General features: G+C 56.5%; 16 protein-coding genes and 1 pseudogene. 5 read left to right on the forward strand and 12 right to left on the reverse strand.

From position 1 onward, the window contains the following. Positions 1-249, forward strand: a pseudogene (locus ADG881_RS03720) (electron transport complex subunit RsxE); the annotation flags it as partial. Positions 250-438: 189 nt separating this feature from the next. Here the strand turns inward: ADG881_RS03720 and ADG881_RS03725 are convergent. Beyond that, positions 439-903 carry a hypothetical protein gene (locus ADG881_RS03725; protein ID WP_007149515.1) on the reverse strand — a complete coding sequence of 155 codons (465 nt, stop codon included), beginning with the start codon at positions 901-903 and terminating at the stop codon, positions 439-441. A gap of 266 nt (positions 904-1169) precedes the next feature. Here ADG881_RS03725 and ADG881_RS03730 point away from each other — a divergent pair, with 266 nt between their 5' ends. Continuing rightward, a complete protein-coding gene (locus tag ADG881_RS03730; protein ID WP_007150185.1) occupies positions 1170-1700 on the forward strand; it encodes a glycine zipper 2TM domain-containing protein in 531 nt (176 codons plus the stop codon). 85 nt (positions 1701-1785) lie between these two features. Here ADG881_RS03730 and gltS read toward each other — a convergent pair whose 3' ends face one another. Then, positions 1786-2970 (reverse strand): sodium/glutamate symporter, encoded by a 1185-nt coding sequence (gltS, locus tag ADG881_RS03735; protein ID WP_007151053.1) that lies wholly within the window; start codon positions 2968-2970, stop codon positions 1786-1788. A gap of 118 nt (positions 2971-3088) precedes the next feature. On the opposite strand from gltS, the gene nth reads away from it, so the two are divergent. Then, the gene (gene nth / locus ADG881_RS03740; protein ID WP_007149505.1) at positions 3089-3727 is read left to right on the forward strand and encodes an endonuclease III; all 639 of its coding nucleotides are present in this window, start codon (positions 3089-3091) and stop codon (positions 3725-3727) included. Between the two features lie 59 nt (positions 3728-3786). Next, entirely contained in the window at positions 3787-4230 is a 444-nt protein-coding gene (locus ADG881_RS03745; protein WP_007149980.1) for a DUF3617 domain-containing protein, read from the forward strand. 111 nt (positions 4231-4341) lie between these two features. Here ADG881_RS03745 and ADG881_RS03750 read toward each other — a convergent pair whose 3' ends face one another. From ADG881_RS03750 to ADG881_RS03760, 3 genes are all read right to left on the reverse strand, one after another. After that, the gene (locus ADG881_RS03750) at positions 4342-5091 is read right to left on the reverse strand and encodes a dienelactone hydrolase family protein (protein WP_007150937.1); all 750 of its coding nucleotides are present in this window, start codon (positions 5089-5091) and stop codon (positions 4342-4344) included. A gap of 253 nt (positions 5092-5344) precedes the next feature. Next, the gene (locus ADG881_RS03755; RefSeq protein ID WP_039926071.1) at positions 5345-5752 is read right to left on the reverse strand and encodes a DUF1330 domain-containing protein; all 408 of its coding nucleotides are present in this window, start codon (positions 5750-5752) and stop codon (positions 5345-5347) included. 83 nt (positions 5753-5835) lie between these two features. Further along, positions 5836-6465 carry a YigZ family protein gene (locus tag ADG881_RS03760; protein WP_007148493.1) on the reverse strand — a complete coding sequence of 210 codons (630 nt, stop codon included), beginning with the start codon at positions 6463-6465 and terminating at the stop codon, positions 5836-5838. Between the two features lie 28 nt (positions 6466-6493). On the opposite strand from ADG881_RS03760, the gene ADG881_RS03765 reads away from it, so the two are divergent. Next, positions 6494-6799: a hypothetical protein gene (locus tag ADG881_RS03765; RefSeq protein ID WP_039926073.1), complete on the forward strand. Its 306-nt coding sequence runs from the start codon at positions 6494-6496 to the stop codon at positions 6797-6799. Here ADG881_RS03765 and ADG881_RS03770 read toward each other — a convergent pair. From ADG881_RS03770 to mazG, 7 genes are all read right to left on the reverse strand, one after another. After that, the gene (locus ADG881_RS03770; protein WP_007150153.1) at positions 6793-7920 is read right to left on the reverse strand and encodes an HlyD family secretion protein; all 1128 of its coding nucleotides are present in this window, start codon (positions 7918-7920) and stop codon (positions 6793-6795) included. The genes ADG881_RS03765 and ADG881_RS03770 overlap by 7 nt on opposite strands. Then, positions 7920-8291, reverse strand: a complete 372-nt coding sequence (locus tag ADG881_RS17860) for a DUF3302 domain-containing protein (protein WP_039926075.1) — start codon at positions 8289-8291, stop codon at positions 7920-7922. Before ADG881_RS17860 ends, ADG881_RS03770 begins: the two co-directional genes overlap by 1 nt. An 82-nt stretch (positions 8292-8373) precedes the next feature. Next, positions 8374-9189 (reverse strand): YbaY family lipoprotein, encoded by an 816-nt coding sequence (locus ADG881_RS17200; protein ID WP_050760115.1) that lies wholly within the window; start codon positions 9187-9189, stop codon positions 8374-8376. Positions 9190-9355: 166 nt separating this feature from the next. Further along, entirely contained in the window at positions 9356-9784 is a 429-nt protein-coding gene (locus tag ADG881_RS03785) for an organic hydroperoxide resistance protein (protein ID WP_039926077.1), read from the reverse strand. A 98-nt stretch (positions 9785-9882) separates the two neighbouring features. Further along, positions 9883-10347, reverse strand: a complete 465-nt coding sequence (locus ADG881_RS03790; RefSeq protein ID WP_007150666.1) for a MarR family winged helix-turn-helix transcriptional regulator — start codon at positions 10345-10347, stop codon at positions 9883-9885. Between the two features lie 521 nt (positions 10348-10868). Then, positions 10869-11873: a porin gene (locus ADG881_RS03795; RefSeq protein ID WP_039926079.1), complete on the reverse strand. Its 1005-nt coding sequence runs from the start codon at positions 11871-11873 to the stop codon at positions 10869-10871. Positions 11874-12050: 177 nt separating this feature from the next. Beyond that, on the reverse strand, positions 12051-12833 hold the full coding sequence (gene mazG / locus ADG881_RS03800; RefSeq protein ID WP_039926081.1) for a nucleoside triphosphate pyrophosphohydrolase: 783 nt from the start codon (positions 12831-12833) through the stop codon (positions 12051-12053). Between the last annotated feature and the right edge of the window lie 38 nt (positions 12834-12871).

Consider the following 12871-nt stretch of genomic DNA (forward strand, 5'->3'; position numbering starts at 1 on the left):
CAGGGCACCCTGTTCACCAACAAGCAGCTGCTGTTCGGCCCCATGGCGGCCAACTGGGAACTCACTGTCATCGACAACTATGGCGGCTTCCTGTTGCCCGTCCTGCCTCCCGGCGCCTTCCTGGGCATGGGCCTGATCATCGCCGGCAAGAACGTCATCGACAAACATCTCAAGGAAGCCCAGAAGCGCAACGCCAGCGACGAACCCAAAGTCAGCCGCCGGGTACGCACCACCGGGAAAGTCAGTTAACCGGACCACTGCACCTGCGTAGGAGCGTCGCTGGCGGCGCGATAAAGTCGTTCCGGGTCGCGAAAGCCTGAAACGTCTGCTCTTTGAGATTCTGCTTTTCGAAACTCGCTTCTCGCAACCCGCCGCTGTTGTTATCGCGCCGCCAGCGACACTCCTACGGCAACCGTTTTCGCGGCTCGAGCGCCGCTCCTACAGCACCAACGCTGCCACCAATAGCGCCACCGCCACCAACCCGTGTGGCAGAAACACGTGCCGCCAACGCAGGATGCGCAGCAGTTCTTTCATGCCGCCGGCGCGGCGGCTGCGTTCCCAGCTATCGGCGCTCTGGAAGGGGGCGATTTCGTCCACTTCGCCACGAAAATGCGCTTCGATTTTTTCGATACGCGCATAATGCGCGGACTGAAAGGCCTTCCAGTGCCCTTCCACCAACCAGAACAGCAAGCTTCCCACTACCCCGACCCACAGCAGCGCCGGGCGGTCAAAAAACGCCCCTGACCCCGCCAGAATTCCAGCCAGCGTCACACTCCAGGCCTTGATGGTCAGCGACTTCTGATCAAACGAATCAATCAAGCTGGTGAGGTGGAAATATTCTGCCTGCAACTGCCCATCCAGTTGCGCAGCAGCAGCGGCTTTTGTCTCCACACTCTGTTCCATACATCCCCTTGTATGCATCTTTGTGACGGTGAATAGTCATGAATCGTGGCGGTAAAATAACCCAATGAGAGCACTGACCCGTGCGCCAGAATTGTTCCCGATCCTGGCACTGCAAACCGCTGCACAGGCGGACAATAGCATAACGCTGCGGTGATTTTTTACCTGCCTTTTACCTTCACACTCTTTTGCAATTGAGCCCCCTTTCACGGCGAACTCTCTGTGCCAGACTGGCTCTAACAGGGAAATAACGGAATAAGGAGTGAGCCATGAAAAGCGCAGCAATTGCCACCCTGAGTATTGTGGGTGCCGTGGCCGTCGCAGGCGTGGGTTATGGTGCTTATCAGGCAGTAACCCCGCAAAAATCAGGCTATGCCAAAGTGGTCAATGTGGACCCCATTGTGAAGACCTGGCAGGAACCGCGTGAGGTGTGTCAGCAGGTTAATGTTGAGCGCAAAAAACCCGTGAAAGACCAACACCGGGTCACCGGTAGTGTGGTCGGTGCGGTGATCGGTGGCGTGGTTGGTCATCAGTTTGGTGGTGGTAGCGGTAAGGACGCCGCAACAGCCGGCGGTGCGATTGCCGGTGGTGTCGCCGGTAACCAGATCCAGAAAGGGATGCAGGAAAAAAACACCTACACCACCACGGAACAGCGTTGTAACACGGTGATGGAAGACAAAAGCCGCACCGAAGGCTATGACGTGACCTACACCTTCAATGACAATGAAGAGACGATTCGCATGGACAAGAAACCCGGCGAACGCCTGCGCATTGAAGACGGTGACGTGGTGATTCAGTAAGTCTCCCACTCGACACAAAAAAGCCCGCCAATGCGGGCTTTTTTGTGTCTTGCCGGTGCGCTGTAGAAAACCCGCCAACTGGCGATTACCCCGAGAGCACAGACACGAATGTCTGGATAATCGTGGCATTGGCAATATCCACGATAAAGCCCCCCACCACCGGGACGATAATGAACGCCAACGGCGACGGCCCATGGTGCTGCGTTACCGCCTGGATGTTGGCGACCGCGGTTGGGGTCGCGCCCATGGCAAAGCCACAATGGCCGGCACACAGCACCGCCGAATCATAGTTGCGCCCCATCAAACGGAAAGTCACAAAGGTAATAAACGCCAGCGCCAGCAGCACCTGACCGACCAGCATGGCCAACATGGGCAACGCCAGGTCCACCAACTGCAGTAGTTGCAGGCTCATCAGCGTAATCGCCAGAAAGATCCCCAGCGCCGTATTCCCCACCACATCGATGGTGGCGTCGTTAACGCGCCACAAGCGGCGTGCGGTATTGCCCAGCAAAATGCACACGAACAACACCCACACAAAAGTCGGCAGGCGGAACACGGAAGCAAACTCCTCGGCCGCCACCTTGCCCACCACAACGCCCACGGAAAGCAGCATCAGAATGCGGATCACGCTGCCCGCCGAAATCGGGTGTGGCCGTTCAGCCTTGTCGTAAGCCGCATCATCGTCTGCGGCCCCGTGGGCCGGTGCGGCAATGCGGTAGCGGCGAATCAGGAACATGGCCAACGGGCCACCCAGCAGAGCACCAAACACCAGACCAAACGTGGCGGATGCCGCTGCCAGTTCGGACACACCGGTGAGCCCAAAATCCTTCTCGAATACACTGGCCCAGGCCGCCCCGGTTCCATGGCCCCCGGTCATGGTGACCGAGCCGCCAATCAGCCCATAGTAGGGTTCAAGCCCCATTAACTTGGCCATGCCAACCCCGGCCAGGTCCTGCAAGGCGACCAGCACAATCACCAGCACCGCAAACAGCAACATGGCCCAGCCACCCTGCTTGAGCAGGCGGAAATCGGCAGCCAAGCCGACGGCCCCGAAGAAAAACAGCATGGAGGGCACTTTCATGCTTTCATCGAATGTCAGGGAAACACCACCGATCTGGAGGCCCGTCACGATGATGGTAGCCAACAAGCCCCCCACCACCGGCTCCGGCATATTCAGCCGTGACAGAATGGAAATCCGGTGTACCAGCCACTGACCTGTGCCCAGTACTAACAGGGCAATCATCAGGGTTTCCATGGCGGAAAACTGCATCTAACTCTCCTTCTTCGACCCGCTCTTGCAGGCCCGACAGGCCACTGCGATGAAGAATCCTCCCCCTCACAGCCGCCGCTTCATCCGCTATACTGCCCCGCGAACACAGGATGATGCTATGAACCGCGAGAAACGTACCGAAATTTTTTCCCGTCTGCGCGCCCAGAACCCGCACCCGACCACTGAACTGGAATACCAGTCGGACTTTGAGCTGCTGGTTGCCGTAGTGCTCTCGGCCCAAGCCACGGATGTGGGGGTGAATAAAGCCACCGCACGCCTGTATCCGGTCGCCAATACGCCGGAAGCCATTTTTGCGCTGGGCGTCGACGGGCTTAAAGAGTACATCAAGACCATCGGCCTGTTTAACTCCAAGGCCGAAAACATCATCCAGTTGTGCCGTATTTTGATCGAACAGCACGACAGCCAGGTCCCGCGCACCCGTGAGGAGCTGGAAGCGCTACCCGGCGTGGGGCGGAAAACCGCCAATGTGGTGCTGAATACCGCCTATGGCTACCCCACCATGGCGGTGGATACCCACATCTTTCGGGTATCCAACCGCACCCGTATTGCCCCGGGCAAAAACGTGCTGGAGGTCGAAAAACGGCTGGTACGACTGGTGCCGGAGGAATTTCTGCGCGATGCTCATCACTGGCTGATTCTGCATGGCCGCTATGTCTGCATCGCCCGCAAGCCCAAATGCGGTGATTGCCTGATCGCGGATCTATGCGAATTCCCCCTCAGCCAGCGCCCCGCCTGAACCGACGCTGGCGCGAGCTCGGGGATCAGCCTTAACCTGTACTCGCGAAGGGAATCGTTATGAATACTGCTACCCGATTTGGCCTGTGCTTGCTGACTGCCCTTCCCCTGAGCCTTGCCTCGCTGGCAACCCAGGCCAATGAACTCACCCCCGGGCTCTGGGAGATCACCGCCAAACTGAATTCACCTGCAGTCCCCGATGCCATGCGCAACCAGGTTCGCAAGGAATGCCTGACCCAGGCCCAGGCCGCGAACCCGGAAATCGCCATGCGCGATAGCTGGAAACAGGGAGGCTGCGGGGCTGGCGAAGTGAATCGCAGCGGTAATACCCTGCACTGGAGCGCCAGCTGCAAGATGCCCGGGAGCAACACCCCCACCAAAATTCGCGGCGAAATGGTGCTGCACAATCCCAAACACTACACCACCAGTACCACGGTCACCGGCAACAAACAGTCCATGACCACCCACAGCGAAGCCAAATGGCTCGGTGCCTGCGATAAGTAAGGGCTCATCGCGGTATTGAGGGGCAGGGAGACGAAGTCGCCTGGTGCCGAATGCCTGACGCCCGACCAAACAAAACCGGCCGGGCAACTTGAGGGGCTTTTGGCGTAGGCATCATGCCGCAGGCGTAGCAGTCAGCTCACCGCTGAAGACTTTCTCGAAGAACGCCAGCACACGTTGCCAGCTGTCCTCTGAGGCGCCTGCGTCGAATTTTGATCGTAGCGGCGGCAAGGGGCCCAGCTTCTTGAACGTGAAGGTCTGGTGGTCATTCATGAAGGAATGGCCCACATCGTCATAACTGCGGATATCGTGGGGCACCCCGAGGGTTTCCAGATGGCTCGCCAAACGCTCGCCATGGTCACCGTAGAGCATATCCTGCTTGCCCCAGCCTCCTACGGCAGGACAAATGCCGCGCAAGGTCTCGGCCTTTTTGGGAATCCCGCCATAAAAAGGCGCAACCACCTGCACCGGGGCCTGGCTGGCATACAGCACAGCAAATCGCCCACCCATACAAAAACCCATCACCCCCACCTGGGTCACCGGCTCTTCGCTTTGTGCCAGCAACCATTCACGACAGGCTTCCAACTGGGCAAACGCCGGGCCTTTGCCGGTTTCATGGGCTTTCAGGGTCTTCACCACACATAACGCCTTGCTGCCGGGCAAATCATAGAGATCCGGCACCAACACCGGGTAGCCGTTATCCGCCAGCCGCTGGGCGATGCGCTCAATATCGTCGGTATAACCAAAAATATCGTGAATGGCGATCACCGCCGCCTTGTGCGGATGAGGGGTGTCAGGGCGTAGCCAGCGGGCACGCATGGTGTGGCCGCCGGGGATGGGAATGCCTACAGGTTGGTTTGTCATGGGAACGCCAATGAATAATTAATAGTGAATAATCAATAACGAAACCATAAGGCTACTATCAAGCGTGATTATTAACCCTGTCCATCGAGGCCACTCCAGTTTCGTTATTAAGGAACCTCTGAAAAACTCCTTGCGTGCTCAGCGAGACCTGAAGCGTGCAGCTGTTGTGTCTTGTCTCGACGGACAGGGTGGTTCCCTTTCCTAGAGGCAAGGCGCAGCAGATGGGCGCTTCAGGCCTCGCCCTCCGGGTCTTTCAGTTTTCCTCCATCGCCACCAACCGTGCTTCGTGCAGCGCTGCAGTACGATGCCTGGTCGCTTCACGGTATTCCGGGTCTGCCAGCATGCTCGCAAAAGCCTCTTTGGAAGGGTAGCGAACCAGCAGAACCTCATCCCACTGTTCATTCTCCGGTGCAATCACCCCGGCCAGGGACTTGCCCTTCCACACCATTTCACCGCCCACACCACGGACCTTGCCGAACGCCACGTCGGAATATTTCTGGTACGCCTCGCGGCCACTGTAGTCCGCCTCGCCATCCTTGTAGATGGCCTTTTCCTTAAAACGCAGCAAATTAAGCATCACAATGGGCGTCCCGGCTGGGAGAGAGGCCAGAATGTCCGGTAGTTTTTTGGGGTTAGGATCAATCACAGGCTTATCACTCATAATAACGCTCCTTTTCTTGTTACCCTGCCGACTCAGCCTGCCCGGGAAAAGGGCGGATTACGACATGGCCGCGTACAAAGCGGTCATAATCCGGGGCGGACCACCGTTATCTGCTCTGCCGCACACAGTTCTAGCAGGTCGTCACAATCTGCGGTCTGACACAGCACCTCCATGCTGACGTGTTGCCCATAGGACACCTCCCCTATTTGCGCAGCATGTTGCTCCGCCCAGAGCCGAACGCGCTGCTCCAGCGCAAAGGGTACATCAAGCCGCAAGGACGTCTGCGGTGTGTGTTCTACACGTTCCACTGCCGACAGCACCGATTCCGCCGCGGCAGCATAAGCACGAACCAATCCCCCTGCCCCCAGCTTTACCCCACCGAAATAACGGATCACCACCACCAGCACATCACTCATGCCCTTGTGCTGGATAACATTGAAGATGGGCTTGCCTGCGGTGCCGGATGGTTCGCCATCATCGTTCATGGCGGCTTGAGCAGAGGCAGGATTTCCCAGCAAATAGGCATAACAATGGTGGGACGCATCCGGGTAGCGTTGCCGGGCCTCATCGACAAACGCCATGGCCTCTTCGCGCTGAGAAACCGGTCTCAGCCAGGTAATGAAACGGCTTTTATTGATGATGATTTCGCGGTCAATCGGCGATGCGGGGACAGGGTAACCGTCGATGGGTGGCCTCCGGGACAGATAGAACACAGGCCGTTATGGTAAGGTAATTCCTTCTGTGACCGAACCGTTCATTACCATGTCCACTCCCCCACACAATCAATCAGACAGCCGACCTGACAGCCTGCGCCGCCGTCGACAATTGGCCATTTTCATGGCCCTGCTAGTCAGCGGCGTTGTGTTCGGGCCACTCGCCGGCGCGCTCTACAACGATGGCAGCGTGTTCTTTCTGTCACTCAGTTTGCTGCTCTGGTTAGGCGTGGGCCGGTTTATCTACCATTTACTCGCCCCCGCAACAAAAACGGGCGACCCAAAGGCCGCCCGCGCTGAAACATCAGGGGACTGTGACGACCAGCGTCAGTGATCCAGATAGAGATAATGCTGCCAGCTCATCATTCTCAGCAGAATCTGACGCATAACCGCCACATGATGAACATGATCTGAATAAACCGCAGCCTGGGCACTGACACCCAATGGAAGTGAATCCACCGCATCGCTTTTCTCGATTTCAATCACCGTCAGTGTTTCATTATCCATGCGCTGAAAGGCTTCCCCACCAACCAGCGCTTGTCCCGCTGCCAGTTGAGATTCGGCAATAGTAGGCAGCACTTCGATCAGCTTGGCACTAAAGACCTGCCCAGGCAGGGAAGTAAACGTTAGTTCAGCCTCATACCCCGGCTGCAGCCGCAACAGGGATTGCTGTCGAAACGCCGCAACAAAACGGCGCTCCTGATCACTGACGAAGTTGGCCAGTGGCTTCAGGGGCAGAGGCACCGCCATCATCCCCGGCAACACCGCCAATTGCGTGACAAAACCATCGGTCGGTGCCCTGATGACGGTGTTTTCCAGGTTGAACCGGGCTTCTTCGAGTTGCGCTTTAACCGCGGCCACGGAAGGGTCATCACCATCCACAGAACCATTCAACTCGGTCTCTGCTTTTGCTAAAGCAGCTTTCGCCGCGTCCAAGTCCGCGCTGGTCGCCACGGTGCGTTCAAACTGCGTATCAATTTGCTGCTTGCTGAAGGCGGTGGGCGCGCCTTCGTAACGACGTAATTTATGTAGCGCCTGATCCCGTTCAGCCGTGGCCTGGCTAACTTTGGCCCGAGCCTGCGCCACTGCGGCCACATTACCCTGGGCCAGCTGGCCCATGTCAGCCAGTTGCGCTTCCAGCTGCGCCACTCTTGCCTCAAAGCGCGTACTGTCCAGCACCACCAGTGGCTCACCCTGCTTCACCCGGGTGTTGGCCTTCACCGGCACCTCAAGCACCCGTGCCCGCACTTCCGATACAAGCGGCGTCACCACATACACCTGGCGGACCTTGTTGGTGAACGGGTGGTTGTAATTCATCAGCAGTACCAGCCCGCCCACCAGCACAATGCCACCCAGTACCGCAGTGGGGACGGTCCATTTATTCAGCGGCACTTTGAATACTTTGAAGATAAAAATACAGATAGCGGCATACGTCAGAAGTAACAGGGTTTCCATTAGAGAGTGCCCCCGTCGTTATGCTCTTTCTTCTCTGCCAATGCCTGCTCCAGCAAGGTCAACCGTTCGGACTGCGCATCCAGTTTTTCCTGGAGCGCAGTGATTAGCGTCTCGTCGGTTCGCTGCTGCGCCTGAACCTGTTGAAAGCCCCAGCCACGCTCAGGCCGATACAGGGTGGCCCAGATCCACAGGAACGGCCACAGCACATGCAGCGTAAACAAGCTCACCCAGCCCGCCACATGAATCGCGTCCTGATGCGGATGATTACGGCTTTTGGCAATATCGTATGGGATATCGTGAATAGCGATGATGCCGTAAAACAGCACCAGCCCCACAAAAACCAGCAGGCCAAGGGCCACGTAACTCAACATTCCGGCCGTCCTTTTTCGTTATTAACCGCGACCCCTTCCGGCCGCCAGTATCAATGCTAGCAGAAACCGGCGCGGTACCGGATTAAAGATCCTGCCCGCAGCCACTGTACAGCGTGCCATTGCGCGTGACTTTCACCTGATAAGGGAAGGCCTCTCCACTCATCACGTCTTCACACGGCTGCTCGCTGATTTCCACTTTCAAGGCGCCGGTCTCCGTACTCGCCATGTAAATGGTTTCCGTCCCTTCGGTTTTGGCCCCCGGATTCGGCGTCGTCATGCTGCTATTGCCGTAGTCCCACACAAAGACCAGCCGTTTCTCCGGGTAAACAGCCAGGTGCCACCCCGGTTCGTTACCGGCCGCCCAGAAACTGGCCCCATCCGCTTTGGCCTGCGCTTTACTGCTAGCGGGCTGGGCCTGGGCTTCTGCATCGACGCGCTCCAGCATGACTGTCATGTTCTGGTTCGCTTCCTTGTCGCCCAGTTCCACCGTGTGCCGCTGAGTCGTCGTCCAAAGCAAACGCCCATCACCATCACGAATCTCCGCACGCACTGCATATGCCATCGGATGGTCGTTATCGGCGAAAGACTTGTCATAGCGTAACGCGAAAGGCACCGGCACATTTCCAGGGTTATCAATATGTTGTTCAGCGATCATTCTGGCCGGGACATCCATCCGGGATACATCGGCCAGCGTTACCGTTACGGTTGCTTCCGGCGGCATCGCCATGCGCTCGCGATACATGACTTTCCCCGCGAGCACGCGTTGCTGGGCGTTTTCCTGTTTCGCCCGATCATCCGGCAAACCTTGCGCATCAGGTTCTGGCTGATCACAACCGGCAAGGGCCAAAGCAGCCCCCAGCAATAGTGAAGAAAGGAGGGCATGGGTTCTGGTCATCATGGGCGTATCCTCAAGTTGGGCTTTATCATCAGACTCAACGGCAGAAGCCCGGTTCCACCGCTTTTCACACCAGTAAAACGAAGCGAGCACAAAAAAGCAGCCCTCAGGCTGCTTCTTTTACGCTTTATTGAAAACACCTCCGCAAGGGGGCGTTTTCAGAGGCTTCCTAGACCGTCACCACCAGTTCCACGTCGATATTGCCACGAGTGGCATTGGAGTACGGGCAAACCTGATGTGCATTTTCCACCAGCGTTTGCGCTTCGCTTTTCTCCAGGCCTGGAATATGGACATTCAGTGTGGCCTGAATCCCGAAGCCTCCACCCAGCGGGCCAATGCCGACCTGCCCGGTAATCGACGTCTCATCTGGCAGTGCCACCTTGGCTTTCCCGGCAACCAGTTTCAAGGCACCAAGAAAACAGGCGGAATACCCTGCCGCAAACAGCTGCTCCGGGTTCGTGCCTTCGCCACCCGAACCGCCCAACGCTTTCGGCGTGGCCAGCTTTACATTCAGCTGGCCATCATCGCTGGTCGCCTTGCCATCTCGACCACCGGTGGCCGTTGCCTTCGCTTCGTACAGTACTTTTTCCAGGCTCATCATCATTCTCCTTGCAGTTTCATCACGCTACTTAATAGCGCGCTATTTATTTATCCGTAAAAAAGGACAAAAGTCATTGCTCAATGGTCTTTGCCGTCTCAGTTAGCCAGGTCGTTGCTCGCCAGCCGGCGACGCAGCGAATGCAGATCATTGCGAAGCTGCAATAACTGGTCCGGCTCACACCGGGTTGAACAAAGTATGGCTTCGGGAACCGCTTCTGCAGATTTCCGCAGTTTTTTTCCTTGCCCGGTCAGCCGAATTTCTACCTGCCTTTCATCCGCCCGGGAGCGAGCGCGCTGCACCAGCTCGGCGGTCTCCAAACGCTTCAACAGGGGTGTCAACGTGGCGGAATCCAGATACAGCCGCTCACCGATTTCCGACACGGACTGACCATCTTTCTCCCACAACACCATCATCACCAGGTATTGGGGGTACGTGAGCCCAAGCGTCTTCAGCAGCTTGCGGTAGACCTTGTTCATCGCCAGCTGGGCGGAATACAGGGCAAAGCAGACCTGCATATCCAGGTCGAGCAATGTAGTGTCAGATTCAGCGTCTTTACTCATAGCGCCATATTAAATAGTGCACTATCTAATTGCAAACTTTCCAGAAAGCATCATTCCAGCGTGAAGTTGCTGGCGCCTGAAACCCGATGACTGTTGGAATAACCGAAACCCCCTTTAACCGTGACCAATGAGGACACTTTCCCCGTTGTTTTAATCGTCAGGCAGCGGTTATCAGGCAGGCGTCCGACTTTATCTGCGGAACAAGCCAGCCTACGGGAATTCCCTCGCTTGCCGAGGTTCGTCCCTCAAGAGGAATTATTCGCTTCGCTCCCCCTTTGGGCAGCACGGAACTACGTTCCTACAGCGCCGCGGTAGCAGGGTTTCGTTTTCTGTTTGTGTGGTTTCGCGTCTGGCATTCGGCATTGAGCGTCATGCAAAGTGCGGGAGGTTCATAGTAAGCCTGTTAAAAGGCCAGGGGACCGCTGAATAACTCCAAAAAAAGCCCGCCAAAAGGCGGGCAACTGTTACTTGCGTCGAGGAAAGTCTGCTCAGGCAGTCGGAGCTGCCTGAGCTTTTTTTATTTAGAACTTGTGTTCCATACCGATACCGAAGATGGTTTCTTCAGTGTCAGCCAGATCGAACTCAAGCTGTGTACCGTAAGCGTAGACTTTGCTGGCTTTGGCCAGTTTGTAGTCTGCACCCAGGCTTACCTGAGTCGCTTCTTCGTCGGACACATCACCTTCGGTCATACCGTACTGGGCTTTCAGCTTCACACGATCAATCTTGAAAGCACCGCTCAGGATGTAAGAGGTTTCTTCACCGTCCGCTTCAGTTTCTTCAGCAGTCTGGAACAGCGCGCCAACTTCAAAGTTACCCGGCTTCAGGCCAAGAGCCACACGAGTGATGTCGATGGCTGGGCTGGTACCGGTTTCATCGGTGATCAGCTCGTCGGTCATGTCCGCATCGTGAGAGATGGCACCGTAGAACATGTCTTTTTCAGCAACCAGAGACACAGAGATGGTGTCAGCCAGGCCGGTTTCCGGATCGCCGTCGCCGTCGATGTCGTTGTTTTCTGCAGGAATGAATGCAGCGTTCAGGGTTACGAGGTCACCCAGAGCAGGCGTGCTGTACTGGATGATGTTGGAAACCCGGTTTTCGCCGGACAGGACGTTCTTGATATCACCGCCGATATCGTTGAACTGGTCGATTTTGCCCTGGGCTTTCTTGGTGGGGGTATCGAATTTACCCGCCTTCAGGGTACCGAAGCCACCTTTCAAACCACCGTAGATGTTACGCTGGGTGAAGGTCTGGCCGCTTTTATCACCATCGTCAACGCTGATTTCGAACTCAGCCTGGTAGATAGCTTTCAGGCCAGCCACGTCCAGATCGAAATCACCTTTAACACCCAGGCGTGAAGCGTTGCTGTTCAGCTCCCAAGCATCTTCGCTGGGGTTTACGCCATCATCAAACTCTGCGTTTTCCAGGGAAACGTTAACTTTACCGTAAACAGTCGGGCCATCGGCCAGGGCCAGGCTAGGCATAGCTACGGCAGCCCCCACAGCGATCGCAAGCAAATTCTTCTTCATTCCAACACTCCTTCAATCAGGCAATATTTTGTATGCAAAGTAACAGCGTGACTGAAACCCCAACCAAGCGAGGTAACGTTTACTGCTTGGTGGCGCAGTATGGGGAGAGTGGATGACTGAAAAGTTTCTCTTATGTGAAGTTTTTATTTCACAGGAACAAGAAGGGGATCGGAGGGGTCAATCTGCAGATTTTTTCGCCTGTTTCCAGGCGGCTTCCAACGCATTTTCATCTAATGATTTCAAAGGGTTAGATTGTTCGCACTCCATGGTGCGAAAGCGCCGTTCAAACTTGTTGGTTGCCCGGCGAAGTGCCTGCTCCGGGTCGATTTTCAGATGGCGTGACAGGTTTACAAGGGTAAAAAGCACATCGCCGAACTCATCTTCTATGGCCTCTTTGTGACCGTTTGAAAGGGCTTCGTCCAGCTCCGCCAGCTCCCGGTCAACCTGTTCACGTACGGGTTCCGGTGCGTGCCAGTCAAAGCCAACCTTGGCGGCTTTCTTCTGAATCTTGCCGGCCCGTTGCAGTGCAGGCAGGCCTTCCGGCACACCATCAATGGCGCTGGCGTGTTCGCGCCCCTTGCCGGCGCGTTCCTGTTCCTTGATCTGTTCCCAGTTAGCCTTTACCGCCTGCTCATCCCCCGCTTCGGTATCCGCAAAGACATGAGGGTGGCGCCGTACCATCTTGTCACACAGCACCTGAACCACTTCATTGAAATCGAACAGCCCCTGCTCTCGCGCCATTTGCGAATGGAAAACCACTTGCAGCAACAGGTCGCCCAACTCTTCCTTCAATTCCGGATAGTCCCGCTGGGCAATCGCCTCGGCCACTTCGAAGGCTTCTTCAATGGTATAAGGCGCAATGGAATCGAAGTCCTGCTTGATATCCCACGGGCAGCCGGTTTCCGGGTCGCGCAGGCGGGACATGATGGAGAGGAGGGAGTCGATGGGAGTAGTAGACATGCTTTCCCCTGCTGATAGTGGCATGGCTTGCGAATCAT

It is taken from the genome of Alcanivorax sp. DG881, assembly GCF_000155615.1.
Lineage (GTDB): Bacteria > Pseudomonadota > Gammaproteobacteria > Pseudomonadales > Alcanivoracaceae > Alcanivorax.